Raw genomic sequence first — 25,656 nt, forward strand, 5'->3', positions numbered from 1 at the left:
CGCGGGCCCCGCGCGAGGGCGCGGTAGCCGGAACGATGCCGCTAGGGAGCTCGGGGGTTGGCCGGGGGCCAGTTGCAGCGGGGCGAAGCCTTGCTACACGGCTCCACCGCCGGTCGCGGTGTGCTGGCGGGACGCGGGAACCAGCCCAGGTAGAACAGCAGGCCGATGGCGAGCGTGAAGGCGCTGCACAACGGGCAGCCGAAGCTCGGCATCAGGTTGCCGCTGGGCAGGTCGCCGGGGGCGCTATCCAGGCCGGACAAGGAGTTGCCATCCACCGAACAGTAGAGCCCCCCTACTCCACTCAGCTGCAGCCCGCTCATCTGGCCATGGCTGATGGCGCAGACGAAGGCGCTGAACAGGATGCAGCAATAGAGCATCCAGGCGATCAGCGAGCGGTGTTGGCGAGCGAAACCCATGGGGGCGTCTGTCCTTGATTCCTTGTTATGCCGTGCCTGGGGCACGGGTGGCCTGGGCTGAGCATAGATGCTCGCGCGGCCGTCGACCTGACGCTCATCCGGCATTCCAGACCGGTGAGGCGGGCGGGACTCTAGCACCCGCCCGCCCGCACCGGAACCCGCCGGGTGCTGTGGTGGATTGCCGCACTGAAGCGCTGCAGGGCCTCCCGGGCTACAGAGAATCGAGCGGAATCTTCAGCGTAGGATGGGTTGAGCGAAGCGATACCCATGCTGCCCGAAGAAGCTGATGGGTATCGCTTCGCTCAACCACATCCTACGGAGAGATTCGTAGCCCGGATGAAATCCGGGGGCAGCGCTGGGCATTTCCCGGATTGCATCCGGGCTACGTTCCTACAGGGTATCGAGGGGAATCTTCAGGTAGCGGATGCCATTGGCTTCCGCCGGCGGCAACTGGCCGGCGCGCATGTTCACCTGCACCGCCGGCAGGATCAGCGCCGGCATGTCCAGGGTGGCATCCCGCGCGGTGCGCATGGCGACGAAGGCGTCTTCGTCGATGCCTTCGTGGACGTGGACATTGCCTGTGCGCTGCTCCGCCACCGTGGCCTGGTAGCAGTAGTGGTCGCGTCCCGGCGCCTTGTAGTCGTGGCAAAGGAACAGGCGGGTGGCGTCCGGCAACTGGAACAGGCGGCGGATGGAGCGGTACAGGGCGCGGGCGTCGCCACCGGGGAAATCGCAACGGGCGGTGCCGTAGTCGGGCATGAACAGGGTGTCGCCGATAAAGGCGGCATCGCCGATCAGGTAGGTCATGCAGGCCGGGGTATGCCCCGGCGTGTGCAGCGCCAGCAGCTCCAGGCCGCCGATGGCCAGGCGGGCGCCGTCCGCCAGCAGGCGGTCGAACTGGCGGCCGTCGGTGGCGAACGCCTCGCCCGCATTGAACAGCGCGCCGAAGCGCCGCTGCACCTGGGTGATCTCCCCGCCAATGGCAAGCTGTCCGCCCAGCTCGCCCTTGAGCCAGGCAGCGGCGGAGAGGTGATCGGCGTGCACATGGGTTTCCAACAGCCAGTCCACCTGCAGCCCCTGCTCGCGCACCCGCTCGGCGATGCGCTGCGCCCCGGCATGGCCGGTGCGGCCACTGGCGGCGCAGTAGTCCAGCACCGGGTCGACGATGGCGCAGCGGTCGCTCGCCGGGTCGCGGACCAGGTAGCTGTAGGAGCAGCTGGACGGGTCGAAGAAGGCTTCCACGCGTGGGTTCATCAGGCAGGCTCCAGTTCTTGCAGCTTCAGCTTAGTTTCCCGCGCGAGCTTGAAGGGTTGCATGCAGGCCCATGCCGGCGAGCATGGCGACGACGAACAGCCAGACCTGCCAATGCCCCGTGAGCAGCAGCACCAGCGCCGGCCCCGGGCAGATCCCGGCGATGCCCCAGCCGACACCGAACAGCAGGCTGCCGCCGATCAGCCGGCCATCGAGGTCGCGCCGCGACGGCAACTGCATCGGCGCGCCCAGCCAGGATTGCCGACGCCCCCGCGCCAGGGCGAAGGTCGGCAGCGCCACGCCTATGGCGCCGCCCATCACCAGGGCCAGGGATGGGTCCCAGGCGCCGGCCAGGTCGAGGAAGGCCAGCACCTTGGCCGGGTTGGCCATGCCGGCGAGCAGCAGGCCGAGGCCGAACAGCAGGCCGGCGAGAAACGCGCTGAACCGCTTCACGGGGCACCTCCGATGAGGTGGCGCAACACGAAGACGGTGAGGAAACCCGTCGCCATGAAGGCCAGGGTCGCCGCCAGCGAACGCGGTGACAACCGGGCCAGACCGCAAACGCCATGGCCGCTGGTGCAGCCGGAGGCATAGCGGGTGCCGACACCCACCAGCAGGCCGGCCAGCAACAGCGCCGGCCAGCCCGCATCGATGCGCACCTGCGGAGCGCCGGCCACGGCCATCCAGAGCAGCGGGGCCAGCAGCAGGCCGAGGAGGAACAGGCCCTTCTCGCCAAGGCCCTCGCCCTGGCGTTGCAGCAGGCTGCCGAGCAGGCCGCTGATGCCGGCGATGCGGCCATTGGCGAGGATGAACAGGCCGGCGGACAGGCCGATCAGGGCCCCACCGGCCAGGGCGGTCCAAGGGGTGAAGGCAGGCCAGTCGAGGGTCATTCGGGACGCTCCGGGGTGAAGGGGATGACGGAATCATATACCCCCAGGGGTATATGCACCAACACCCGAGCACGACGAGCCTCGGCGCCGGTGCTTTTCGTAGGATGGGTAGAGGAACGAAACCCATCAACCCCGGATTTTGAGGGTTGGTGCCAGGGCTACCCGGGCTCAGCTGTATTTGGTGAAGATGGCGCGGACGCGCTCCAGGGTGGCAGCGGGGTCTTGTTGCGGGTCGAGCATGGCCTCTTCCACCAGGCACATGAGCATCTGCTGGTAGGCGCGATCAAGCGCCTTGCGCGAGGCGCTGAACTGCTGGGCGATGGCCTCGCAATCGTCGCCACGGCGAATCATCGCCTGCAGGCCACGGACCTGCCCTTCGACGCGGGCCAGGCGCTTGAGCATGGCGTCCTGGTGGGCCGCCACCACTTCGTTGGTCATTGCCTGCCTCTTCTGCTGATTACCCCGGGGGGTATCAATCTACTCCAGCCCCGGGCCCGGCGCACGGCCCCGCTGTCACGCCAGGGCCTTGACCCCGGCGTTGAACTGCTCGGCCGGCACCGGCTTGCCGAGCAGGAAGCCCTGCAGCGAGTCGCAGCCCAGGCCGGTGAGGAAGGCCTGTTGGGATTCGGTCTCCACCCCTTCGGCGACGATGCGCAGGTCCAGCGCCTGGCCGAGGGCGACTATCGCGGAGATGATCGCCGCGTCGTCGCTGTCGCGCTCCAGGTCGCGGACGAAGCCACGGTCGATCTTCAGCTCGTTGGCCGGCAGGCGCTTGAGGTAGAGCAGGCTGGAGTAGCCGGTACCGAAGTCGTCGATGGACAGGTCCACGCCCATGTCCGACAGCTGCCCCAGGATCGCCAGGCTGGCGTCGGCGTCCCGCATGGCGGTGGTCTCGGTGATTTCCAGGGTCAGGCAGTTGGCCGGCAGGTGGTGGCGATCCAGCGCCGCGCGCACGTTGCCGATCAGCCCGGCGTGGCAGAACTGCACGGCCGAGAGGTTCACCGCCACCCGCCAGTCGCGGTGACCCTCGGCATACCACAGGCTCATCTGCCGGCAGGCCTCGTTCAGCACCCAGTTGCCGATGGGGATGATCAGGCCGGTCTTCTCCGCCAGTTCGATGAACTGGTCGGGCATCAAGAGGCCCCGGCGCGGGTGTTGCCAGCGCAGCAGCGCTTCGGCGCCGATCACCCGGCGGCCGTTACCGGCGGCGAACTTGGGCTGGAAGTGCAACAGCAACTCGCGTCCGTCCACGGCCTGGCGCAGGTCGTGGAGCAGTTGCAGGTGGTTGCGCGCGTTGGTGTTCATCGACTGCTCGAAGAAGCTGTAGCCGTTCTTGCCCGCGCCCTTGGCGTGGTACATGGCGGCGTCGGCGTTCATCAGCAGCTCTTCGCGGGTGGTGCCATCGCCGGGATAGAGGGCGATGCCGACACTGGTGGAAACCCGCAGCTCCTGCCCCGCCACGTCGAAGGCGTTGCCCACCAGGGTCACCAGTTGGCTGGCCAGGGTGGCGGCATCATTCGGCTCCCCCAGGTGGGCCAGCAGCACGAACTCGTCGCCGCCGATGCGCGCCAGGGTGTCCTCGGCGCGCAGGTGCTCGCGCAGGCGTTCGGCGACTTCACGCAGCAACAGGTCGCCCACATGGTGGCCGAAGGCGTCGTTCACCGGCTTGAAGCCGTCCAGGTCCATGAACAGCACGCCGAAGCAGCCGCCATGGCGCCGCACCTTGTGGATGGCCTGGTCGATACGGTCTTCCAGCAGGGTGCGGTTGGGCAACTTGGTGAGGTTGTCGTGCAGGGCCAGGTGGGTCAGCTCCTGGTTGGCCTGCTCCAGGGAGCTGGCCAGCCGGGCGGTGCGCGCTTCCAACCGGGCGTCGAGCACCGAGGTCAGCAGCGCGATGGCCAGGATCGCCAGGGTTACCACTATCACCAGGCTGGCCAGCCAGCGGCTGTCGAGGCCGGTGACGGCGGCGCCGCAGAAACTGCCCTCGGGGAAGTTCGCCGCCGCCATGCCGGTGTAATGCATGCCCACGATGGCCACGCCCATCACCAGTGCCGCACCGGCCCGCGCCAGGCGCACGAAGGGGGTGTTGCGGCGCAGGCGGAAGGCGATCCACAGGGCCGCGCCAGAAGCCGCCACCGCAATAGCCAGGGACAGGTAGAACAGGCCGGGGTCGTAATCGATGCCCGGCAGCATGCGCATGGCGTGCATGCCCAGGTAATGCATGGAGCTGATGCCCGCGCCCATGGTCAGCGCGCCACAGAGGAGCTGCCAGAGCGGCTGCCTGGGCTGGCTCACCAGCCACAGGGCGAAGCCCGACACCAGTATCGCGATCAGCAGCGAGAGCAAGGTCAGCGGCAGGTCGTAGCCCAGGGGAATGGGCAGGCTGAAGGCAAGCATGCCGATGAAGTGCATGGACCAGATGCCGATGCCCATGGCGACGGCACCGCCGGCGATCCAGAGTACAGCGCCACGTCCCTGGCTGCTGTTCACCCGCCCGGCCAGGTCCAGCGCCGTGTAGGACGCGAGGATGGCCACCAGCAGGGAAATGAGAACGAGGGAGTAGTCGTAGCTGCCCGTGAGCATGAAGAACCTTTCAAAGCGCAGGAGTCATCCGAAGGACGACGATAGAAAAACGGGACGCATTCTAAACAATATCGGGCCAGCCAGTGACGCCGTATGGCAGATTGCCGCTATCGCCGAAGAACCCGACGCAATCCGGGGCCTAGGGCCGACAATTTCCCGGATTTCATCCGGGCTACCACGCTCCTTGTTGGCACGGCCGGCTTTTGTGTAGGAGCGAATTCATTCGCGAAGGACAGCGCAGCTGTCCGTTCTCCCAGCCACGCAGAGGGCTCAACCCTGCGGCGGCTCCAGCCCGCGCAGGGGGATGGGCGCGGACATGACGATGGAGGTGCGGGTCTCACCGAAGTGGTTGATGCTGCCGACGAAGCGTTCCAGGTGGCGGATATCACGAGTCACCACCCGCAGGATGAAGGAGTCCTGCCCGGTCACGTGCAGGCACTCCAGCACCTCGGGCATCCCCTGCAACTGGGCCAGCAGCCTGGCCTTGTCCGGCTGCGGGGTGGTCATGCCGATCAGCGCCATCACCGAGTAGCCGGCCTGCTCCGCCGACACAGCGGCGCGATAGGCCTCGATCACCCCGCCCTCTTCCAGGCGCTTCAGGCGCTCGGAGGTGGCCGGCAGGGAAAGCGCCACCCGCGCGGCCAGGTCGGTGAGGGAAATCCGTCCTTCCCGCTGCACGATCTGCAGGATTTTCCAGGACTTGGCATCCAGCTCCATTTTTCTCAGGCCTCCCCTGCATATTTCGAGAATTTTTCAGGCGACTACGGGAAACAACCGTAATCCCTGCATTCAGCCAGGCATCAGTGCAGCGCAGAATATCCGCCTTGTCCATCGCTGCGGATTCGCGCCATGTCCCTGCTGTTTCTCAAGTCATTGCTGATCGGCCTGTCCATCGCCGCCCCGGTGGGGCCGGTAGGCTTGTTGTGCATCCAGCGCACCCTGGGGCATGGCGCGCGCATCGGTTTCATCAGCGGCCTGGGCGCGGCGGCGGCGGACGCCTGCTACGGCGCCCTGGGGGCCTTCGGCATGGGCGCGGTCACCCACTTCTTCGTGCAGCTGGCCACGCCGCTCGCCCTGGCCGGGGGCCTGTTCCTCGCCTGGCTGGGGCTGAAGATGCTGCGTGCGGCGCCGGCGGAACGCGCGGCCCGGGCCGAGGCCCCGGCGCGGGCGCTACCGGCCTTCGCCTCGGTGTTCGTCCTCACCCTGGGCAACCCGCTGACCATTCTCTCCTTCATCGCCATCTTCGCCACCCTGGCCGGCGGCGAGGCACTGTCCGGCACGGACGGCCTGGTCATGGTGCTGGGGGTGTTCTGCGGCTCGGCCCTCTGGTGGCTGGGCCTCAGCCTGGGGGTGAGCGCCATCCGCCACCGCCTGGACGCCCGCGCCATGGCCTGGATCGATCGCACGGCGGGGGCCTGCCTGCTGGGGTTTGCCGCCTGGCAGCTGGCGCGGCTGGCGGCTTAGGTCCGCCATACGGCTGGTGCGAAGCCGTAGCCCTGATGGAATCCGGGAACGACAGGCGGGATTCCCCGGATCGCATCCGGGCCACTGAAGGCTCGGACCCGTAGGGTGGATGGCGCTTTTCCATCCACCAGCGGTGCTCTGCGGGGCCTCGATGGTGGACCGGTGAAGCGTGGTCCACGGATGAGGCCTGCCAGCGGGCTCCCGGATTGCATCCGGGCTCCCACGAAAGACTTCGCGCGAACTGTAGCCAAAGGGGCTTGCCGCCAGGCCTCGGCCCTAGCGATAACTCATGGTGAAGGTCATGGCCGAACGCAGCCTCCCGGCCGGACCTCGTTCTCCGTCTGGTAGAGATGGACGCGCTGGAGATGGAGATGCTGTGGGGCGCGTCCGATAGCCGGTGGCGCCCCTTGCCATCCTCATGCACCTTCCCGGTGCAGGCGATGGGTAGCCTGGTGCCACCTCGGCGTTACGCCTGGTAATCCCCCCACCCCGAAAAGCCTGAGCGCTGGCGCATAAACCGACATAAATCGGCATTTACCGGTAGATGGCGCGGCACTTGCTTACATATTTGCGACCTGAGCAGATAGATATCGGCCCAGGATTGCCCCAAGCCACCTGAAGGTTGACTGCAATTGATCAAGCACAAGCTCCCCAGCCTGCTCGCCTCGGCCCTCTGCGGCCTGCTCGCCACCCAGGCCATCGCCGAAGAGCGCACCCTGCGCGTCTACAACTGGTTCGACTACATCACCCCGCAGACCCTGGAGACCTTCAAGAAGGAAAACGGCGCCACGCTGATCTACGACATCTTCGACACCAACGAGGCCCTGGAGGCCAAGCTGCTCACCGGCAACTCCGGCTATGACGTGGTGGTGCCATCCAACGTGTTCCTCGCCAAGCAGATCCAGGCCGACGTGTTCCAGCCGCTCGACCGCAGCAAGCTGCCCAACTGGCAGCACCTGGACCCGCAGTTGATGAAGCTGATCGAGGCCAACGACCCGGGCAACCGCTTCGCCGTGCCCTACATGTACGGCACCGTGCTGATCGGCTTCAACCCGGCCAAGGTCAAGGCGGCGCTCGGCGAGAGCGCCCCGGTGGACAGCTGGGACCTGATCTTCAAGGAAGAGAACATCGCCAAGCTCAAGCAGTGTGGCGTCGCCCTGCTGGACTCGCCGTCGGAGATCCTGCCCATCGCCCTGCACTACCTGGGCCTGGACCCCAACAGCAACAAGCCCGCCGACTACGAGAAGGCCGGCGAACTGCTGCAGAAGATCCGCCCCAGCGTCGCCTACTTCCACTCCTCCAAGTACATGGCCGACATCGCCAACGGTGACATCTGCGTGGCCGTGGGCTACTCCGGCAGCTTCTCCCAGGCCGCCAACCGCGCCAAGGAAGCCGGCAACGGCGTGGTGGTGGATATGCGCCTGCCCAAGGAAGGCGCGCCGATCTGGTTCGACATGCTGGCCATCCCCAAGGGCGCGAAGAACCCGGAAGACGCCCACGCCTTCATCAACTACCTGCTGCAACCCAAGGTGATCGCCCCGGTCAGCGATTTCGTCGGCTACCCCAACCCGAACAAGGACGCCACCGAACTGGTCGCCCCGGCCATCCGCAACAACCCCAACCTCTACCCCACCGCCGAAGCGCAGAAGAGCCTCTACACCCTGGTGCCCCTGGACCGCCCCGCCGAACGCGCCCGCACCCGCGCCTGGACCAAGCTCAAGTCCGGGACCTGACACAGCCGGTGCGCGCGGCGCACCCTACCGGGTGGACCACGCTTCACCGGTCCACCATGGGAGGCCCGGCGTGACACCATTGGTGGATGAAAAAAGCGTCACCCACGACTATGGACAGACGTAGGATGGGTCGGGCGGCGTTCCGCGAGGTACGAAACCCATCGAGCGGAGTTGATGGGTATCGCTGCGCTCAACCACATCCTACGCCCCCTCCTCCCTCACGCCATCCGCGAAATGGTCCGGCGCAAGCGCGTGAGGGGTAGCCCCCGCAACACCGGCATACCTGGCTACAGGTAATCGAGCACGTAGGTCAGCGTGGCGTTCGCCCGGCCCGGAGCGACCGGAAGGTTCAGCGGGACATAGCGGGCCTGGCCGTTGAAGCGGTAGAAGTCCCGATCACCGCTGCGGCCCGTCCAGGCGAGCGGCAGGGCGTTTTCGCGGTTCCTGGGCAGCAGGCGGCCGGCGGACCGGAGTTCGATGCCAACGTTCCGCGCCACCCCTGCCTGGCCGGCGTTGGACAGACTCAACACGCCGTTGGCATTGAGGTCGCCGGCGAAATACAGCCGTACCGGCGAATTGGCGCCGTTGCCGCCCGAGCAACTGATATCGATGGAGTAGTCGCGCACTGGAGCGGTCCGGTTGGCCACCACCGCGGCCACGGCATTGCCCATGGGCACGGTGACCGGGTTGCCCGGCGTACAGCTCATGGTCATCACGTCGTTGACAATGGTGCTGCGGATGCTTTGCGTGTAGTTGCCCCAAACCCGTCTACTGCCAGGCGCTATGAGGAGAACGTTGTAGGAGATGTCGAGCGCGATGCGACGAGGAATATCGGTGCCTGTTCGGATTACCTCGATGCCAATGAAAGACGGTCCCCTGCTCGCAGCGGCGAGACCTTCGGGGATGATGTAGGGATCCGACATTGCATAAGGCTGGGGCCGCTGCCCCCCCCCTAAGGCGCGGTAGGCGAGTATTCGCACTTCAAGGCCTTCTACCCCGTTCAGCCTGAAGACCCCTGCCCGGCCTGTGGGTATGAGCCCCGTAGTCGCACCCACTTCGAACACCAGGGTTGTTTCCCGCCGGCAGGCAATCTCACTGGAGCCGCCGGGAGCAATGGTGTTGCTGTCGCCGACGTTCGAGCCTATGCCTCCTGGGGTGAGGATGATGTTCGCGGTAATGGTGTTACTGCCGCTGACCGGCCTGAAGGTACAGGTCGAGTCGTCGGCAACGGCTGATTGAATGTACCCACCCCCCGTCATGGCCAGGAGCAACGCCACGACGGGTGGATAGTTGAGTTGAAGTCGGAAACGCTTACGGGAGGGTTCCATTCAGGCTTCTCTGTATTGAAGGACGAAGCCCCAGCCGAACATGTACGCCGGGGCCATTTGGAGGCCACGAATTTTATGGTCTCGCCCCTACGTCGTCCGCAAGGACGAACCAAGGGGTTCGTAGGATCTTTCATCTTTGCCCTGCAACCCGGCCCCTCCTGCTAGCCGGAGTCGATCATCGTGCCCAGCACCACGACGGATTCAGTCGCGAATGAAATCGCCCCTACGGGCTTGCACCGATGCAACGACGTAGGATGGGTTGAGCGGAGCGATACCCATCAACCGCAAGCGATCGGTATCGCAAGCTCAACCCATCCTACGAGCCATCCCTGCCACTCCCGCACCGCCTCCCCTCACGCCATCTGCGAGATGGTTCGGCGCAAACGCATCAGGGCGGCGGCAAAAAAGGCCGCGCCGATTGCGCTGGTGGCCAGCATCCGTGGCCACACCACCTCCAGGCCGGCGCCCCGGTAGAACACCGACTCGGCGAGTATCACGAAGTGGGTGGTGGGCGCACCGAGCATCAGGGTCTGCAAGGCCTGGGGCATGCTCTCCCGGGGGGTGGTGGAGCCGGAGAGGATCTGCAGCGGCACCAGCACCAGGATGGTCAGCAGGCCCAGTTGCGGCATGGAGCGCGCCACGGTGCCGAGGAGGATGCCCAGGGAGGTGGTGGCGAACAGGTGCAGCGCGGCCGCCAGCAGGAACACCCCCAGGGAGCCGGCCAGGGGCACCCCCAGCCACAGCCGCACCACCAGCTGCAACGACAGCAGCGCCGCCAGCAGCACCACCAGGCCCATGGACCAGACCTTGGCCAGCATGATCTCGAGGGCCCCCAGGGGCATCACCAGCAGGTGCTCCAGGGTGCCGCGCTCGCGTTCGCGGATCAGCGCAGCGCCGGTGAGGATGATCGACAGCATGGTGATCTGGTTGATCACCTCCATCACCCCGCCCAGCCAGGCCTGGGTCAGGTTGGGGTTGAACAGCATGCGCGGCACCAGTTCCACCGGCATCGCCGCATCACCGCGCTGGCGCTCGACGAACTGGCGCACCTCGGCCTCGACGATGGTACGGATGTAGCCGGCACCGCTGAAGGCCTGGGCCACCTGGGTGGCGTCCACGTTCAGCTGCAGCGCCGGACGGCGGCCGGCCAGCAGGTCGCGCTGGAAGTTCGGTGGAATCCCCAGGGTGAAGGTGTAGAGGGCGGTGTCCAGGCCCCGGTCCATCTGCGCCTGGTCGATCAGCAGCGGCGGGTGGAACAGCGGCGGCTGGAAGGCCTCGACCAGTTGGCTGGAGAGCTGCGAGTCGTCCTCGTCCACGATCGCCACCGAGGCGTTGTGGAGGATTTCCGGCAGGCCGGTGGCCGAGCTGTAGACCCCCAGGCTGAAGGCCCAGAGGATCAGCAACAGCATGGCGCGGTCGCGGCGCAGGCTGTGGAACTCCTTGAGCCCCAGGTGAAGGATATTGGCCAGGGCGCGCATCAGGCCTCCTGTTTCTTCAGCGCCAGCACGCTGCACAGGGTGAGCAGCGGGATGGCCAGCAGCAGCGGCAGGAAGTACGGCCCCAGGTCGGCGAAACCCAGGGCCTTGGAGAACACCCCACGGCTCATCACCAGAAAGTGCGAGGTGGGATAGAGCTTGCCCATCAGCGCCGCCGCGCCCTCCAGGGACGACACCGGGTGCACCAGCCCGGAGAACTGGATGGCCGGCACGGTGGTGGCGATGGCCACGCCGAAGATGGCGGCGATCTGGCTGCGCATGAAGGTCGACAGCAGCAGGCCGATGCCGGTGGCCACGCAGACGTAGAACAAGGCGCCGGTCAGCAGCGCCGCCAGGCTGCCCTTGAGCGGCACGCCGAACAGCAGCACCGCCAGGGCCACCATCAACAGGCAATTGAGCATGCCCATGGCGACATAGGGCAGCTGCTTGCCGAGGAGGAACTCCAGGCGCGTCACCGGGGTGACGTAGAGGTTGGTGATCGAGCCCAGCTCCTTCTCCCGCACTACACCGAGGGCGGTGAGCATGGCCGGGATGATCACCAGCAGCACCGGGATCATCGCCGGCACCATGGCCTGCACGCTCTCCACATCGGGGTTGTAGCGATAACGCAGCTCCAGCTCGGCGTCGGCGGCCGGGCCCGCCAAGGGCGAGGCGCGCCGCAGCTCGTCCAGGTAGTCGGCATGCAGCCCCAGCACGTAGCCGCGCACGATGCTGGCGCGGGCCGGCATGGCGCCGTCGATCCACATCCCCACCTGGGGGCTGGCGCCGCGCTTGAGGTCGCGGCCGAAGCCCGGCGGAATCTCCACCGCCAGGCTCAGCTCGCCGCTGCGCAGGCGCCTGTCCAGCTCGGCGTAGTCGTGGATCGGCGGCCGCTCGACGAAGTAGCGCGAGCCGGCGATGTTCAGCGCATAGGCCTGGCTGCTGCCGGTCTGGTCGCGGTCCAGCAAGGCGTAGGGCAGGTCCTCCACGTCCAGGCTGATGCCGTAGCCGATGATCACCATCAGGAGCACGGTGCCGAGCAGGGCCAGGGTCAGGCGGATGGGGTCGCGGCGCAGCTCCATGGCCTCGCGCCGCGCATAGCTGAACAGCCGCAGGAAGCTGAAGGCCGGGTTGCGCGCCTTCGCCTCGGCCACCTCGCCGCCGGCCGGTAGCCAGCTGGACGGCGGCTCGGCGCCGGCATCGTCCTGCTCTTCGAGGTAGGCAATGAAGGTGGCCTCCAGGCTGTCCTGGCCGCGCCGGGCCATGAGGCCCCGGGGCGTGTCGCTGTCCAGCACGCGGCCGGCGTGCATCATGGAGATGCGGTCGCAGCGCTCGGCCTCATTCATGAAATGGGTGGTGATGAAGATGGTCACCCGGTCCCGCCGTGACAGCTCCAGCAGCAGCTCCCAGAAACCGTCGCGGGCCACCGGGTCGACCCCCGAGGTGGGTTCGTCGAGGATCAGCAGGTCCGGCTCGTGGATCACCGCCACCGCCAGGGACAGGCGCTTGCTGATGCCCAGCGGCAGGCTCTGCGGAAAGGCCTGCTGCACCCCTTCCAGGTCGAAGCGCCGGAGCATCTCGGTCACCCGTGGCGCCACCCGTTCGGCCGGCAGGTGGAACAGCCGCGCGTGCAGCTCCAGGTTCTGCCGCACCGTCAGCTCGCCATACAGGGAAAACGCCTGGGACATGTAGCCCACCCTGCGCCGCGCCTCGCGGTTGCCCGCCGTCACCGGCTGGCCGAACAGCGCGCAGCTGCCTTCGCTGGCCGGCAACAGGCCGGTGAGCATCTTCATGGTGGTGGACTTGCCGCAGCCATTGGAGCCGAGGAAGCCGAAGATTTCCCCGCGCTCGATGCGCAGGCTCACGCCGTCCACCGCAACGAAATCGCCGAAGCGCCGGGTCAGGCCCTCGGCCTCGATGGCCAGCTCGCCGCTGCCGGCCGGGCGCGGCGGAATCACCAGCTGCCGGTGGCCTCGGCGCTTCTCCTCCGGCAACAGGGCGACGAAGGCCGCCTCCAGGCTTTGCGTGGCGGTGCGCCGACGGATGTCCTCGGGGGTGCCGGTGGCCAGCACCCTTCCGGCGTCCATGGCCACCAGCCAGTCGAACCGCTCGGCCTCCTCCATGTAGGCGGTGGCCACCAGCACGCTCATGCCGGGGCGGCCGGCGCGGATACGCTGGATCAGCTGCCAGAACTGGTTGCGCGACAGCGGGTCGACCCCGGTGGTGGGCTCGTCGAGGATCAGCAGGTCGGGGTCGTGGATCAGCGCGCAGCACAGCCCGAGCTTCTGCTTCATGCCGCCGGAGAGCTTGCCCGCCGGGCGCTCGCGGAACGGCGCGAGGCCGGTGCTCTGCAACAGGTCGGCGATGCGCCGCTCACGCTCGTCCCGCCCCTGGCCGAAAAGCCGGCCGAAGAAGTCGAGGTTCTCGAACACCGTCAGCGTCGGGTAGAGGTTGCTGCCCAGGCCCTGGGGCATATAGGCGATGCGCTGGCAGACGGCGCGGCGGTGGACGGCCTGGCGCATGTCGCCGCCGAGCACGTCCAGGCTGCCGGCCTGCAGCCTGCGGGCGCCGGCCAGCAGCGCCAGCAGGCTGGACTTGCCGACGCCGTCCGGGCCGATCAACCCCAGCATGCGCCCGGCCGGCAGCTCCAGGTTCAGGTCCGCCAGGGCCAGGGTTGCGCCATAGCGCAGGGCGACGCCCTCCAGGCGCGCCAGAGGCGCTCTGGCCGGAGTCACAGCGGCAGCGTCCGGGCCAGGTGCTCGGGCCACTCGGCGTCGCTGGCCAGGCGCAGGTAGGCCACACCCGGCACGCCGGACTTCACTGCCGCGACGTATTTGCTCAGCAGTGCCGGGTCCACCCGTGCCTTGACCCGGAACATCAGCTTCTCCCGCTCGCTGGCGGTTTCCACGGTCTTGGGGGTGAACTGGGCCACGCTGGCCACATAGCTGACCCGCGCCGGGATGGCGTAGCCGGACACCGCGTCCAGCACCAGGCGCACCTCCTGGCCGAGGTTGACCCGCCCCGCCTCGCCGGCCGGGAGGAAGAAGGTCATGTACACATCCGCCAGGTCGACCATGTTCAGCACCCGGCCGCCGGCCGCCAGCACTTCGCCGGGCTGGGCGATGCGGTATTGCACGCGGCCGGCGCGCGGCGCGCGCAGCAGGCTGTCGTCGATGTCGGCGGCCAGGCGCAGGGTGCTGGCGGTGGCGGCCTCGATGGCCGACTGCGCCTCCACCACCTGGGAACGAGTCGCCGCCGCCCCGGCCCGTGCCGACAGCACCTGGGAACGCGCGGCCAGCAAGGCGGCTTCGGCGCTTTCCAGGCGGGCGCGGTCGTCGTCCAGCTGCTGCTGGGGCATGGCGTGGCGCGCCACCAGGGTCTCGGTGCGGACAAAGCGCTTCTGCGTGGCGGTCAGTTCCGCCTGGCGCTGGCTGACGATGGCCGCCGCGGTGGCCTGCTCGCTGTCGCGCTGGGCCACCAGGGCCTCGGCAGTGGCCTTGGCGTTCTCGGCCCGGCGCACCTCGGCGCGGGCCTGGGCCAGTTGGGCTTCGAGCACCTGGGTGTCCATGCGGGCCAGCACCTGGCCCTGGCTGACGAAGTCGCCCTCCTCCACCAGGATTTCCGCCACCCGTCCGGGCAGCTGGGTGGCCACGTCCAGTTCGGTGGCCTCGATGCGCCCGTTGCCGCTGGCCAGGCCTTCCCCCGTCCCCTCGCTGCGCAGGCCGTACCAGGCCCCCGCGCTGCCCGTCACCAACAGCAGGCCCAGGGCCAGGGTCGACCTGCGTTTGTTGCGCGATTTCATCCGCCGCTCCTCGATATCCATTCAAAGGGAGCGCGAATAGTCCGGCTGGCATCGGCGGGCGAATTGATTCAGGTCATGGGCCGCCGTGCTTCCGAAGTACGACAGGAAACCACGGACGAATCCCACAGCCAAGGTAGTGCCCTGAGTGCCATCTGTAGGATGGGTTGAGCGGAGCGATACCCATGCGGGCAAGATTGATGGGTATCGCTCCGCTCAACCACATCCTACGGCCCACATCCCTCACGCCATCTGCGCGATGGTCCGGCGGAAGCGCGTGAGGGCGGCGGTGAAGAAGGCGGCGCCGATGCCGATGATGGCCAGCAGCTGCGGCCAGACGATGTCCAGCCCGGCGCCCCGGTAGAGGATGGCCTGGGCCAGGGCCACGAAGTGGGTGGTGGGCGCCGCCAGCATGATGAACTGCACCAGCTCCGGCATGCTCTCGCGCGGCGTGGTACCGCCGGAGAGGATCTGCAGCGGCATCAGCACCAGGATGGTCAAGAGCCCCAGCTGCGGCATGGAGCGCGCCACGGTGCCGAGGAAGATGCCCATGGAGGTGGTGGCGAACAGATGCAGGCCGGCCGCCAGCAGGAACAGGCCGATGGAGCCGCCGATGGGCACCGCCAGCCAGCCTTGCACCACCAGCTTCAGCGACAGCGCCGCCGCCACCAGCACCACCAGGCCCATGGACCAGACCTTGGCCAGCATGATCTCGAAGGCCGTCAGCGGCATCACCAGCAGGTGCTCCACGGTGCCGTGCTCGCGCTCGCGGATCAGCGCAGCACCCGTGAGGATGATCGACAGCATGGTGATCTGGTTGATCACCTCCATCACGCCGCCGAACCAGGCCTGGGTCAGGTTGGGGTTGAACAGCATGCGCGGCGCCAGCTCCGCCGCTTGCGGGCCGGCCCCTCGGTAGCGCTGGACGAACTGCTGCACCTCGTCGGCGACGATGTTCTGGATATAGCCGGCGCCGCTGAACGCCTGGCCCACCTGGGTGGCGTCGACATTGAGCTGCAGCGCTGGGCTGCGGCCGGCCAGCAGGTCGCGCTGGAAGTCCGGCGGGATGTTCAGGGTGAAGGTGTAGAGCCCGGTATCCATGCCCCGGTCCATGGCGGCCTGGTCGATCAGCTCAGGCGTGCGGAAGTACGGCGGCTGGAAGGCATGGATCAGTTGGTTGGAGAGCTGCGAGCGGTCCTCGTCTATTACCGCGATGGGCGCGTTGTGCAGGGTTTCCGGCAGGCCGGTGGCCGAGCTGTAGACCCCCAGGCTGAAGGCCCAGAGGATCAGCAGCAGCATGGCGTAGTCACGCCGCAGGCTTTGGAACTCCTTCAGCCCCAGATTGAAGATATTGGCCAGCGCGCCCATGGCTCAGTCCTCCTGCTTCTTCAGCGCCAGCACGCTGAGCAGGGTGAGCACGGGAATCGCCGCCGCGAGCGCGAGGAAGTACGGCGCCAGGTCGGCAAAGCCCAGGGCCTTGGAGAACACCCCGCGGCTGATGATCAGGAAGTGCGAGGTCGGGTAGAGGTGCCCCATCAGCGCGGCGGCGCCTTCCAGGGACGACACCGGGTGCACCAGGCCGGAAAACTGGATGGCCGGCACCATGGTAGCGATGGCCACGCCGAACACGGCGGCGATCTGGCTGCGCATGAAGGTGGACAGCAACAGGCCGATGTCGGTGGCCACGCAGACATAGAGCAAGGCCCCCACCAGCAGCGCCAGCAGGCTGCCCTTGAGCGGCACGCCGAACACCAGCACCGCCAGGGCCGCCATCAGGACGAAGTTGAACATGCCCATGGCCACGTAGGGCAGCTGCTTGCCGAGGAGGAACTCCAGGCGCGTGACCGGGGTGACATAGAGGTTGGTGATGGAACCCAGCTCTTTCTCGCGCACCACCCCCAGGGCCGTGAGCATGGCCGGGATCATGATCAGCAGCAGCGGGATCACCGCCGGCACCATGGCCTGGATGCTCTCCACGTCGGGGTTGTAGCGGTAGCGCAGTTCGATGTCGGCGGCGGCAGGCTGCACGGCCTGGGTGGAGGTACGCGCCAGTTCCCTCAGGTAGTCGCCATGCAGCCCCTGCACGTAACCCTGCACGGTGCTGGCGCGGGTGGGCATGGCGCCGTCGATCCACACGCCGATCTGCGGGCTCATCCCGCGCTTGAGGTCACGGCCGAAGCCCGGCGGAATCTCGATGGCCAGGCTCAGCTCGCCGCTGCGCATGCGCCGGTCCAGCTCGGCGTAGTCGTGGATCGGCGGCTGCTCGATGAAATAGCGCGAGCCGGAAATATTCAGCGCATAGGCCTGGCTGGTGGTGGTCTGGTCACGATCCAGCACGGCGTAGGACAGGTCCTCCACGTCCAGGCTGATGCCGTAGCCGATGATGAACATCAACAGCACTGTGCCCAGCAGCGCCAGGGTCAGGCGGATGGGGTCGCGGCGCAGCTCCATGGCCTCGCGCCGGGCGTAGCTGAACAGCCGCTGGGGGCTGAAGCTGGGGTTCGGCGGCTCGTGGTCGCTGGGGCCCTGCGCTGGCGGCGCGTCGGCCGGGGGCTGGGCGCCCTGCCCGGCCGCCTCTTCCAGGTAGAGGATGAAGGTGGCTTCCAGGCTGTCCTGGCCACGTTTTTCCATCAGGCCTTGCGGCGTGTCGCTATCCAGCACGCGGCCGGCGTGCATCAGGGAGATGCGGTCGCAGCGCTCGGCCTCGTTCATGAAGTGGGTGGAGATGAAGATGGTCACCCCATCGCGCCGCGACAGCTCCACCATCAGCGCCCAGAAGCCGTCGCGGGCCACCGGGTCCACACCGGAGGTGGGCTCGTCGAGGATGAGGATTTCCGGGCGGTGGATCACCGCCACCGCCAGGGACAGGCGCTGGCGAATCCCCAGGGGCAGGCCATCGGGCAATTCGTGCTGCACCTTGTCCAGCCCGAAGCGCTCCAGCAGTTCGGCGATGCGCGGGCCGATCTCCGCCTCGGGCAGGTGGAACAGCCGCGCATGCAGGTCGAGGTTCTGCCGCACCGTCAGCTCGGCATAGAGGGAAAACCCCTGGGACATGTAGCCCACCCGGCGGCGGGTGGCCATGTCGTTGGCATCCACCGGCTGGCCGAACAGCGCGCAGCTGCCCTCGCTGGCGGGCAGCAGGCCGGTGAGCATCTTCATGGTGGTGGACTTGCCGCAGCCGTTGGAGCCGAGAAAGCCGAAGATCTCCCCGCGCTCGATGCGGAAGCTCACCCGGTCCACCGCGACGAAATCGCCGAAACGGCAGGTCAGCCCCTGGGCCTCGATGGCCAGCTCGCCACTGCCCGGTGGGCGTGGCGGGATCACCAGTTGCCGGTGGCCCCGGCGCTTGGCCTCGGGCAGCAGCGCGACGAAGGCCGCCTCCAGGCTGTCGCAGCCGGTGCGCATGCGGAGGGCCTCGGGGGTGCCGGTGGCCAGGACCTTGCCCTCGTCCATGGCCACCAGCCAGTCGAAGCGTTCGGCCTCCTCCATATAGGCGGTGGCCACCAGCACGCTCATGCCCGGGCGGCCGGCACGGATGCGCTGGATCAGCTGCCAGAACTGGTTGCGCGACAGCGGGTCGACCCCGGTGGTGGGTTCGTCGAGGATCAGCAGGTCGGGGTCGTGGATCAGCGCGCAGCACAGGCCCAGCTTCTGCTTCATGCCGCCGGAGAGTTTGCCCGCAGGCCGCTCGCGGAAGGGTTCCAGGCCGGTGCTGCGCAGCAGATCGCTGATGCGACGCTCGCGTTCTTCGCGCGCATGGCCGAACAGACGACCGAAGAAGTCGACGTTCTCGAACACCGTCAGCGTCGGGTAGAGGTTCTTGCCCAGGCCCTGGGGCATGTAGGCGATACGCTGGCAGATGGCGCTGCGGTGGGCGGCCTGGCGCATGTCGCCGCCCAGCACCTGCAGGTTGCCGGCCTGCACCTTGCGCGCGCCGGCCAGCAAGGCCAGCAGGCTGGACTTGCCGACGCCATCGGGGCCGATCAGCCCCACCATGCGCCCGGCCGGCAGTTCCAGGCTGACGTCGTCCAGGGCATGCACGCCCCGGTACGTCAGGCCGATGCCCTCCAGGCGCGCCACCAGCGCATCCGCCACCCGCATGTTCATAACGGTACCTTCACATCCAGGCGTTCGGGCCAGGCGGCCTGCGGGTCAAGTTGCAGGTAGGCCATGCCGGGCACGCCGGTCTTCACCGCGGTGATGTATTTCTTCAAGAGTTCGGGGTCGATCCGCGCCTTGACCCGGAACATCAGCTTCTCCCGCTCGCTGGCGGTTTCCACGGTCTTGGGCGTGAACTGCGCCACGCTGGCCACATAGCTGACCTTGGCCGGGATCACGTACTGCGGCACCGCGTCCAGCACCAGCCGTGCTTCCTGGCCGAGCACCACGCGCCCGGCCTGGTTGGCAGGCAGGAAAAAGGTCATGTACACGTCCACCAGGTCGACCATGTTCAGCACCCGGCCACCGGCGCCGAGCACCTCGCCGGGCTGGGCGATGCGGTACTGCACCCGGCCGGCGCGCGGGGCGCGCAGCAGGCTGTCGTCGATATCGGCGGCCAGGCGCTCGGTACTGGCGGTGGCCGCCTCGATGGCGGACTGCGCCTCGATCACCTGGGACCTGGCCGCCGCCACCCCGGCCTCGGCGGACAACACCTGCGCCCGCGCGGCGGCCAGTGCGGCCTCGGCGCTTTGCAGCACGGCGCGGTCGTCGTCCAGTTGCTGCTGCGGCATGGCATTGCGTGACACCAGGGTGCGGGTACGGTCGAAACGTTTCTTCGCGGCGGTGAGCTCGGCCAGGCGCTGGTTGACCACGGCGCCGGCGGTGACCTTCTCGCTCTCGCGCTGGGCCACCAGGGCCTGGGCGGTGGCCTTGGCGTTCTCCGCCCGGCGCACCTCGGCGCGGGCCTGGGCCAGTTGGGCCTCCAGCACCTGGGTGTCCATGCGCGCCAGCACCTGGCCCCGGGTGACGAAATCACCCTCGTCCACGGCTATTTCCGCCACGCGTCCGGGCAGCTTGGTGGCCACGTCCAGTTCGGTGGCCTCGATGCGGCCATTGCCGCTGGCGAATCCCTCACCCAGCTCCGTTGGCCGCAGCCAGTACCAGGTGCCCAGGGCGCCCGCGACCACCAGCAGGGCCAGCGCCCAGGTCAGGTTGCGTTTGCTTGGCAATTTCATCTGATCCCCCGCCAATTCCGTCCATCTGTAGGAATTCTCCTGATATCGGGTGGAAATTTTCTTGATACAGGTCAGTTTCAGTCGGGGCTATGCTTTCTGGCGGGTTCCAAGGCAGTGGCAGACAAGCAAAGGATGTGGCACGGCCACACAAGGGATTGGCACGGACAACAAGCTCTGCGCCGACAGCCAGGGGCAGACTAGGACTGCAGATTTCTGTCCGCACCCGCGATCCATTCCAATAATTAAGGGAGCCGCCCCTATGCGAATAACCAGGATCCTCGCCCAAACCACGCTGGCCCTGGGCGTCGCGCTCGCTGGCCTGGGCAACGCCGCCGCCGAGCTGCCGGCCGATGCCGGTATCGGCCAGACCACCTTGCCGTTCCCGCCGGAGCCGCATCGCGCCTACATCGTCGACGTGGAGTTCAACAACTTCGTCGCCGGCCGCGTGACCGTGGTCGACCCGGAGAAGAAAAAGATGCTCGGCATGGTCAGCACCGGCTTCGCCGCGCCGTCCACCCTGAGCCGTGACGGCAAGCTGCTGTACACCGCCGACCTGTTCTACTCCCGTGGTACCCGTGGCACCCGCACCGACGCGCTGACCGCCTGGGACACCAGCACCCTGTCGCCGGCCTGGGAAGTACTGATCCCCAACAAGCGCGCCGAGAGCCTGACCCAGCGTTATGGCCTCAGCACCAGCAGCGACGACCGCTTCGTCTACGTCTACAACTTCACCCCGTCCACCTCGGTGACCGTGGTCGACACCCAGGCCAAGGCCGTGGTCAACGAGATCGCCATCCCCGGCTGCGTGCTCAACTACCCGGTGGGCAAGCGCGCCTTCGCCTCCCTGTGCGGTGACGGCAGCCTGCAGCTGCTGAAGCTCGACGACGCCGGCAAGGAAGTCTCCCGCAGCCACACCCCCTTCTTCGACCCGAATGCCGAGAAGCTGGTGGAGCGCGCCTTCGGCGTGGGCGACACCTACTACTTCGTCACCACCACCGGCACCGTGCGCACCGTGGACTTCTCCGGCAAGGAGCCGAAGATCCTCCCGGCCTGGGAACTGGTCGACGCCGCCGAGAAGAAGGCTGGCTGGGCTCCGGGTGGCTGGCAGCTGATCACCGTGGCGCCGAAGCTGAACCGCATGTACGTGCTGATGCACGACGCCCATGAAGCCATGAAGTGGGAAGATCCGAGCCCGATCGTCGGTGTCTTCGATCTCAAGACCCACAAGCGTATCGGCACCCTGGAAGCGCCGAACCCGATCTGGAGCCTGCACGCCACCAGCGACGACAACCCCCTGCTGCTGGGCATCAACGTCGCCGGCGGTCTGGAAGTGTTCGACCTGAAGGCTGGCAAGCACACCGGCACCATGGCGGACATCCACAAGACCGCGACCCAGATCCTCAGCCACTGACGAGGTGCCGCCATGCAACCTGACTCGATCTTCGTCATCACCGCCGCCGTCGTGGTTGCGGTGATCCTGGCCAGCGCGGCGACGCACAAGCTGCGCGCGCCGGCGCGCTTCGCCAACCAGGTGGAGGATTACCAACTGCTGCCCCGCGCCCTGGTGCGTCCGGTGTCGCGCCTGGTGCCCTTCGTCGAAGTGGCCGTGGCCTTCGCCCTGCTGGTGCCCGCCAGCCGCCACATCGCGGCCCTGGCTGCAGCGGCGTTGCTGGCCGGCTACGCCCTGGCGATCGGCATCAACCTGTGGCGCGGCCGTCGCGACATCGACTGCGGTTGCGCCGGGCCCGAACAGGCCCAGCCGATCCGTCCGGTGCTGCTGGCGCGCAACGCCGTACTGGTGAGCCTGGCGCTGGTCGCCAGCCTCGCTCCCCACAGCCGCGAGCTGGGCTTTTTCGACGGTTTCGTCGTGATCGCCGCCGCCGCCGTGGCCCTGCTCGTCTATGCCGCCGCCGATGGCCTGATGGCCAACGCTCCCCGTCTGCTCAAACTTATTGGAAGGTGAATTATGGAAGCCCTGATCGTTTCCAACGTCCTGCTCTGGTGTCTGTTGATTGCCCTGGCCTTCGCCGTCATGGGCCTGGTGCGCCAGATCGGCGTGCTCCACGGCCGCCTGGCCCCGGCCGGCGCGCTGATGGTCGATAAAGGCGTGGCCGTCAACGAGCCCGCCCCGCAAGTCACCGCCGCCGACCGTCACGGCCGCCCGGTGAACTTCGGCTACGCCGGCGAGAAAGCCCAGCTGCTGTTCTTCCTCTCGCCCACCTGCCCGATCTGCAAATCCCTGCTGCCGGCCATCAAGTCCATCGCCAAGGCCCAGGCCGACCGCCTGGACGTGATCTACGTCAGCGACGGCGACATGGACGCCCAGAAGGCGCTGATCGCCGAGCACAACCTGGAAGACGCCACCTACGTGGTCGGCCCGGAAGTGGGCATGACCTACCAGATCGGCAAGCTTCCCTACGCCGCGCTGGTGGACAAGGCTGGCGTACTGCGCTCCAAGGGCCTGGTGAACTCCCGCGAGCACCTGGACAGCCTGTTCGAGGTCGAGCACCTGGGCAGCGCCACCCTGCAGCAGTACCTGCACAACCACACGCATTCCCACGGCGCGCACAACCACTAAGGAAGGGAGCACTCCATGAAACTGCTAGATCGTCTGTTCGAACGCTCCACGCGCCATGTGGCCGACACCACCTCCCGGCGCAAGCTGCTTGGTCGCATCGGTTCGCTGATGGTGGCCGGCGCCGCCCTGCCGGTGCTGCTGCCCATCGACCGCACCAGCAAGGCCCTGGCCGCCGACAAGCCGATGGCCGGCGACCCGGGTGATCCCAACAGCTGCGACTACTGGCGCTATTGCTCCGTGGACGGCTTTCTGTGCGCCTGCTGCGGCGGATCGGTTACCTCCTGCCCGCCCGGTACCGAAGCTTCCCAGGTGACCTGGATCGGCACCTGCCGCAACCCGGCCGACGGCAAGGACTACATCATTTCCTACAACGACTGCTGCGGTAAGCACAGCTGCGCCCAGTGTGCCTGTACCCGCAACGACAGCGAGGAACCGGCGTACCGTCCGTTCAACAACAACGACGTCAACTGGTGCCTGGCGGCCAAGTCGCACATCTACCACTGCACCGTTTCCATCATTCGCGGCGTCGCGATCTGACCCGAGGGGCTGCCATGCGTTTGCTGTTGATCGTTGGACTGGCATGCGCCATGGCAGCCCCCGTGGCCATGGCCCGCGCCATTCCGAACCCCAACCAGAAGCACGCCCCGGGCAACGAGTCGCCGCAGACTCCCATTGCCCGGGCCGGCTACAGCACCCCGACCAACTACCAGCTGCAATGCGCGGGTTGCCACCTGGGTGACGGTACCGGCTCCAAGGCCAACGACACGCCGAAGATGAAGGACTTCGTCGGCAACTTCCTCAAGGTGGAAGGCGGCCGCGAGTTCCTCGTGCGGGTGCCGGGCATGTCCCAGTCGGCGTTGAACAACGACCAGCTGGCCGACCTGCTGAACTGGCTGATGCGCAAGGACGGCATGGCCGGCAAGAGCGTGCCGGACGACTACAAGCCCTACACCGGGGAAGAAGTGGCGAAGATTCGCGGCGTCACCCTGCTCAACCTGCCGGACACCCGCGCAGGCCTGATCAAGGAGATGCGCAGCCAAGGCATCACCATTGATGACGGCATGGACAACGCCTACTGAGTTTTATGCTGGACGGCTTGTGGCCCGCCTTATGGCGGGCCTTTTTTTGGGCGCGTTTTTTGGGGAGCCCCAGCGTTGGGTTTCGCTTCGCTTCGCTCGCGGATCGCCGCCCGACCCAACCTACGAAAACCGAGCTCGGTGCACCCCACGGCACGGCCGGCTCGACGTAGGAGCGAATTCATTCGCGAAGGGCCGCAAGGCCCGTGGGTCCGGTTCGCACATGACTTCAAACCGCATACGTAGGATGGGTTGAGCGAAGCGATACCCATGCGGACAAGGCTGCCACCTGCCTCTACGTCCCACTCCATGCTGCGTGAATCCCGGAAATGATGAAGAATCCGCAACCCGCATTTCATCGTTGACGGAGCGACGAGCACACCATGGCCCTGACTAGCACGATCAGTCACTACGACCACAATTGGCCGGCCCTTTTCAGCGCAGAGCGCGCCCGAATCGAGCCGGGCTTCCTGGCCGAACTCGTCACCACCCACCATGTCGGCAGCACCGCCGTGCCGGGACTGGCCGCCAAGCCGGAAATCGATCTCCTGATCGAGGTATCGGAGCATATCGACGAGCCGCAGCGGATCGAGTTCATGGCCACTCTCGGCTATGTGCGCGGTAGCAACCTCTCCGAGGGGCACCACTTCTACCGCCGCGATGTGGACGGCGTGCGAACCCACAAGGTGCATGTCTGCATCAGCGGCCATGCCCAGATCGCGCGCATGCTGAGATTTCGCGACCTGCTACGCAGCGACCCCGAACTACGCCAGCGGTACCAGGCCCTCAAGCTCGCCCTTGAAGCAGGCAATCGCGACGGCATAGGCGAGTACCTGGCCGGCAAGGCCCCCTTCATCGACGCCGTGATGGGCCACGGATGATCGACCCGGACAGGATGCCGGTTCCTCGCGACATCCCGTCTTTGCTCCTAGAGTTGATGAGCGGCCCAAGGGCTCGGTCCAGACGCTCCGGAACGGAGCCCGGCCGCCATCGATCGACGAGCAAACACCGATTGCCACTTCCACATCACACAGGAGTCGCGAACATGGGGTACGTCACCACGAAGGATGGAGTCGAGATTTTCTACAAGGACTGGGGGCCGAAAGACGCGCAGGTGATCCATTTCCATCACGGCTGGCCGCTCAGCGCGGACGACTGGGATACGCAGATGCTGTACTTCCTGGCCCGCGGTTTTCGCGTGGTGGCCCACGACCGCCGTGGCCACGGCCGCTCCAGCCAGGTGTGGGACGGCCACGACATGGACCATTACGCCGACGACGTGGCGGCGGTGGTGAACCACCTCGGCACCCGAGGCGCCATCCATGTGGGCCACTCCACCGGCGGCGGCGAGGTCGCCCGCTACGTCGCTCGTTATCCGGACGATCCGGTGCCCAAGGCGGTGCTCATCAGCGCCGTGCCGCCACTGATGGTGAAGACCGAGAAGAACCCCGGCGGCCTGCCCAAGGATGTGTTCGACGGCCTCCAGGCCCAGCTCGCGGCCAACCGCGCGCAGTTCTACCGCGACGTTCCCGCCGGCCCCTTCTACGGCTACAACCGCCCCGGTGCCGAACCCTCCGAAGGCATCATCGCCAACTGGTGGCGGCAGGGCATGATGGGCGGCGCGAAGGCCCATTACGATGGCATCGTCGCCTTCTCCCAGACCGACTTCACCGCGGACCTCCAGGCCATCACCATCCCCGTGTTGGTGATGCATGGCGACGACGACCAGATCGTGCCCTACGAGAACGCCGGCGTGCTCTCGGCCCAGTTGCTGAAGAACGGCACCCTGAGACTCTATCCGGGCTTCTCCCACGGCATGCCCACCATCAACGCCGACACCATCAACGCCGACCTGCTCGCGTTCTTCAAAAGCTGAGCACAGCGGGGGC

General features: G+C 67.2%; 23 protein-coding genes. 9 read left to right on the top strand and 14 right to left on the bottom strand.

Translation table 11 applies throughout. The features are described 5' to 3' along the window. Positions 1-41 precede the first annotated feature (41 nt). From PCA10_RS16910 to PCA10_RS16940, 7 genes are all read right to left on the bottom strand, one after another. Positions 42-416 (bottom strand): DUF2946 domain-containing protein, encoded by a 375-nt coding sequence (locus tag PCA10_RS16910; protein WP_016493286.1) that lies wholly within the window; start codon positions 414-416, stop codon positions 42-44. 390 nt (positions 417-806) lie between these two features. Continuing rightward, positions 807-1,670, bottom strand: a complete 864-nt coding sequence (locus tag PCA10_RS16915; RefSeq protein WP_016493287.1) for an MBL fold metallo-hydrolase — start codon at positions 1,668-1,670, stop codon at positions 807-809. A gap of 30 nt (positions 1,671-1,700) precedes the next feature. After that, on the bottom strand, positions 1,701-2,120 hold the full coding sequence (locus PCA10_RS16920; protein WP_016493288.1) for a DUF6691 family protein: 420 nt from the start codon (positions 2,118-2,120) through the stop codon (positions 1,701-1,703). Next, positions 2,117-2,557: a YeeE/YedE family protein gene (locus PCA10_RS16925; protein WP_016493289.1), complete on the bottom strand. Its 441-nt coding sequence runs from the start codon at positions 2,555-2,557 to the stop codon at positions 2,117-2,119. The genes PCA10_RS16920 and PCA10_RS16925 overlap by 4 nt, the downstream gene beginning before the upstream one ends. 168 nt (positions 2,558-2,725) lie before the next feature. Beyond that, positions 2,726-2,995, bottom strand: a complete 270-nt coding sequence (locus PCA10_RS16930; protein ID WP_016493290.1) for a metal-sensing transcriptional repressor — start codon at positions 2,993-2,995, stop codon at positions 2,726-2,728. Between the two features lie 75 nt (positions 2,996-3,070). Further along, positions 3,071-5,140 (bottom strand): putative bifunctional diguanylate cyclase/phosphodiesterase, encoded by a 2,070-nt coding sequence (locus PCA10_RS16935; protein ID WP_016493291.1) that lies wholly within the window; start codon positions 5,138-5,140, stop codon positions 3,071-3,073. A gap of 270 nt (positions 5,141-5,410) precedes the next feature. Further along, on the bottom strand, positions 5,411-5,857 hold the full coding sequence (locus tag PCA10_RS16940) for an Lrp/AsnC family transcriptional regulator (RefSeq protein ID WP_016493292.1): 447 nt from the start codon (positions 5,855-5,857) through the stop codon (positions 5,411-5,413). A gap of 132 nt (positions 5,858-5,989) precedes the next feature. Here PCA10_RS16940 and PCA10_RS16945 point away from each other — a divergent pair, with 132 nt between their 5' ends. Then, on the top strand, positions 5,990-6,604 hold the full coding sequence (locus tag PCA10_RS16945; protein WP_016493293.1) for a LysE family translocator: 615 nt from the start codon (positions 5,990-5,992) through the stop codon (positions 6,602-6,604). Positions 6,605-7,260: 656 nt separating this feature from the next. Then, positions 7,261-8,337: a polyamine ABC transporter substrate-binding protein gene (locus tag PCA10_RS16950; RefSeq protein ID WP_231866673.1), complete on the top strand. Its 1,077-nt coding sequence runs from the start codon at positions 7,261-7,263 to the stop codon at positions 8,335-8,337. Between the two features lie 287 nt (positions 8,338-8,624). On the opposite strand, the gene PCA10_RS29665 is transcribed toward PCA10_RS16950, so the two are convergent. The 7 genes from PCA10_RS29665 to PCA10_RS16985 all read right to left on the bottom strand — a co-directional run bounded on the left by PCA10_RS29665 (position 8,625) and on the right by PCA10_RS16985 (position 20,113). Next, positions 8,625-9,665, bottom strand: a complete 1,041-nt coding sequence (locus tag PCA10_RS29665) for a fimbrial protein (RefSeq protein WP_016493295.1) — start codon at positions 9,663-9,665, stop codon at positions 8,625-8,627. Positions 9,666-10,018: 353 nt separating this feature from the next. Then, entirely contained in the window at positions 10,019-11,143 is a 1,125-nt protein-coding gene (locus tag PCA10_RS16960) for an ABC transporter permease (protein ID WP_016493296.1), read from the bottom strand. Beyond that, positions 11,143-13,875 (bottom strand): ribosome-associated ATPase/putative transporter RbbA, encoded by a 2,733-nt coding sequence (gene rbbA / locus PCA10_RS16965; protein ID WP_016493297.1) that lies wholly within the window; start codon positions 13,873-13,875, stop codon positions 11,143-11,145. Before rbbA (PCA10_RS16965) ends, PCA10_RS16960 begins: the two co-directional genes overlap by 1 nt. Beyond that, on the bottom strand, positions 13,872-14,942 hold the full coding sequence (locus tag PCA10_RS16970) for an HlyD family secretion protein (RefSeq protein WP_016493298.1): 1,071 nt from the start codon (positions 14,940-14,942) through the stop codon (positions 13,872-13,874). The genes rbbA (PCA10_RS16965) and PCA10_RS16970 overlap by 4 nt, the downstream gene beginning before the upstream one ends. A 240-nt stretch (positions 14,943-15,182) precedes the next feature. Beyond that, complete coding sequence (locus PCA10_RS16975; RefSeq protein ID WP_016493299.1) at positions 15,183-16,307, bottom strand: ABC transporter permease; 1,125 nt, start codon at positions 16,305-16,307, stop codon at positions 15,183-15,185. Positions 16,308-16,310: 3 nt separating this feature from the next. Continuing rightward, positions 16,311-19,040 carry a ribosome-associated ATPase/putative transporter RbbA gene (gene rbbA, locus PCA10_RS16980; protein ID WP_041770811.1) on the bottom strand — a complete coding sequence of 910 codons (2,730 nt, stop codon included), beginning with the start codon at positions 19,038-19,040 and terminating at the stop codon, positions 16,311-16,313. A gap of 2 nt (positions 19,041-19,042) precedes the next feature. Further along, the gene (locus tag PCA10_RS16985; RefSeq protein ID WP_016493301.1) at positions 19,043-20,113 is read right to left on the bottom strand and encodes an HlyD family secretion protein; all 1,071 of its coding nucleotides are present in this window, start codon (positions 20,111-20,113) and stop codon (positions 19,043-19,045) included. 259 nt (positions 20,114-20,372) lie between these two features. Between PCA10_RS16985 and PCA10_RS16990 the strand changes: the two genes are divergently transcribed. The 7 genes from PCA10_RS16990 to PCA10_RS17020 all read left to right on the top strand — a co-directional run bounded on the left by PCA10_RS16990 (position 20,373) and on the right by PCA10_RS17020 (position 25,643). Beyond that, positions 20,373-21,524, top strand: coding sequence for an amine dehydrogenase large subunit (locus tag PCA10_RS16990; RefSeq protein ID WP_016493302.1), 1,152 nt, complete (start codon positions 20,373-20,375; stop codon positions 21,522-21,524). A 12-nt stretch (positions 21,525-21,536) separates the two neighbouring features. After that, entirely contained in the window at positions 21,537-22,076 is a 540-nt protein-coding gene (locus PCA10_RS16995) for a MauE/DoxX family redox-associated membrane protein (protein ID WP_016493303.1), read from the top strand. Positions 22,077-22,079: 3 nt separating this feature from the next. Beyond that, positions 22,080-22,691, top strand: a complete 612-nt coding sequence (mauD, locus tag PCA10_RS17000) for a methylamine dehydrogenase accessory protein MauD (protein WP_016493304.1) — start codon at positions 22,080-22,082, stop codon at positions 22,689-22,691. Positions 22,692-22,706: 15 nt separating this feature from the next. Continuing rightward, positions 22,707-23,228 (top strand): methylamine dehydrogenase light chain, encoded by a 522-nt coding sequence (locus tag PCA10_RS17005; RefSeq protein ID WP_016493305.1) that lies wholly within the window; start codon positions 22,707-22,709, stop codon positions 23,226-23,228. Between the two features lie 14 nt (positions 23,229-23,242). Then, positions 23,243-23,770, top strand: coding sequence for a hypothetical protein (locus PCA10_RS17010; protein WP_016493306.1), 528 nt, complete (start codon positions 23,243-23,245; stop codon positions 23,768-23,770). 380 nt (positions 23,771-24,150) lie between these two features. Continuing rightward, complete coding sequence (locus PCA10_RS17015; RefSeq protein WP_016493307.1) at positions 24,151-24,648, top strand: GrpB family protein; 498 nt, start codon at positions 24,151-24,153, stop codon at positions 24,646-24,648. A gap of 164 nt (positions 24,649-24,812) precedes the next feature. Continuing rightward, positions 24,813-25,643 (top strand): alpha/beta fold hydrolase, encoded by an 831-nt coding sequence (locus PCA10_RS17020; protein WP_016493308.1) that lies wholly within the window; start codon positions 24,813-24,815, stop codon positions 25,641-25,643. The last annotated feature ends 13 nt before the right edge of the window (positions 25,644-25,656 follow it).

It is taken from the genome of Pseudomonas resinovorans NBRC 106553 (assembly GCF_000412695.1).
Classification (GTDB): domain Bacteria; phylum Pseudomonadota; class Gammaproteobacteria; order Pseudomonadales; family Pseudomonadaceae; genus Metapseudomonas; species Metapseudomonas resinovorans_A.

Coding starts and splice junctions, on each gene's coding strand:
- PCA10_RS16910 (WP_016493286.1), bottom strand. CDS start 416: ATGGGTTTCGCTCGCCAACACCGCTCGCTGATCGCCTGGATGCTCTAT.
- PCA10_RS16915 (WP_016493287.1), bottom strand. CDS start 1,670: ATGAACCCACGCGTGGAAGCCTTCTTCGACCCGTCCAGCTGCTCCTAC.
- PCA10_RS16925 (WP_016493289.1), bottom strand. CDS start 2,557: ATGACCCTCGACTGGCCTGCCTTCACCCCTTGGACCGCCCTGGCCGGT.
- PCA10_RS16930 (WP_016493290.1), bottom strand. CDS start 2,995: ATGACCAACGAAGTGGTGGCGGCCCACCAGGACGCCATGCTCAAGCGC.
- PCA10_RS16935 (WP_016493291.1), bottom strand. CDS start 5,140: ATGCTCACGGGCAGCTACGACTACTCCCTCGTTCTCATTTCCCTGCTG.
- PCA10_RS16940 (WP_016493292.1), bottom strand. CDS start 5,857: ATGGAGCTGGATGCCAAGTCCTGGAAAATCCTGCAGATCGTGCAGCGG.
- PCA10_RS16945 (WP_016493293.1), top strand. CDS start 5,990: ATGTCCCTGCTGTTTCTCAAGTCATTGCTGATCGGCCTGTCCATCGCC.
- PCA10_RS29665 (WP_016493295.1), bottom strand. CDS start 9,665: ATGGAACCCTCCCGTAAGCGTTTCCGACTTCAACTCAACTATCCACCC.
- PCA10_RS16960 (WP_016493296.1), bottom strand. CDS start 11,143: ATGCGCGCCCTGGCCAATATCCTTCACCTGGGGCTCAAGGAGTTCCAC.
- PCA10_RS16970 (WP_016493298.1), bottom strand. CDS start 14,942: ATGAAATCGCGCAACAAACGCAGGTCGACCCTGGCCCTGGGCCTGCTG.
- PCA10_RS16975 (WP_016493299.1), bottom strand. CDS start 16,307: ATGGGCGCGCTGGCCAATATCTTCAATCTGGGGCTGAAGGAGTTCCAA.
- rbbA (WP_041770811.1), bottom strand. CDS start 19,040: ATGCGGGTGGCGGATGCGCTGGTGGCGCGCCTGGAGGGCATCGGCCTG.
- PCA10_RS16985 (WP_016493301.1), bottom strand. CDS start 20,113: ATGAAATTGCCAAGCAAACGCAACCTGACCTGGGCGCTGGCCCTGCTG.
- PCA10_RS16990 (WP_016493302.1), top strand. CDS start 20,373: ATGCGAATAACCAGGATCCTCGCCCAAACCACGCTGGCCCTGGGCGTC.
- PCA10_RS16995 (WP_016493303.1), top strand. CDS start 21,537: ATGCAACCTGACTCGATCTTCGTCATCACCGCCGCCGTCGTGGTTGCG.
- mauD (WP_016493304.1), top strand. CDS start 22,080: ATGGAAGCCCTGATCGTTTCCAACGTCCTGCTCTGGTGTCTGTTGATT.
- PCA10_RS17005 (WP_016493305.1), top strand. CDS start 22,707: ATGAAACTGCTAGATCGTCTGTTCGAACGCTCCACGCGCCATGTGGCC.
- PCA10_RS17010 (WP_016493306.1), top strand. CDS start 23,243: ATGCGTTTGCTGTTGATCGTTGGACTGGCATGCGCCATGGCAGCCCCC.
- PCA10_RS17015 (WP_016493307.1), top strand. CDS start 24,151: ATGGCCCTGACTAGCACGATCAGTCACTACGACCACAATTGGCCGGCC.
- PCA10_RS17020 (WP_016493308.1), top strand. CDS start 24,813: ATGGGGTACGTCACCACGAAGGATGGAGTCGAGATTTTCTACAAGGAC.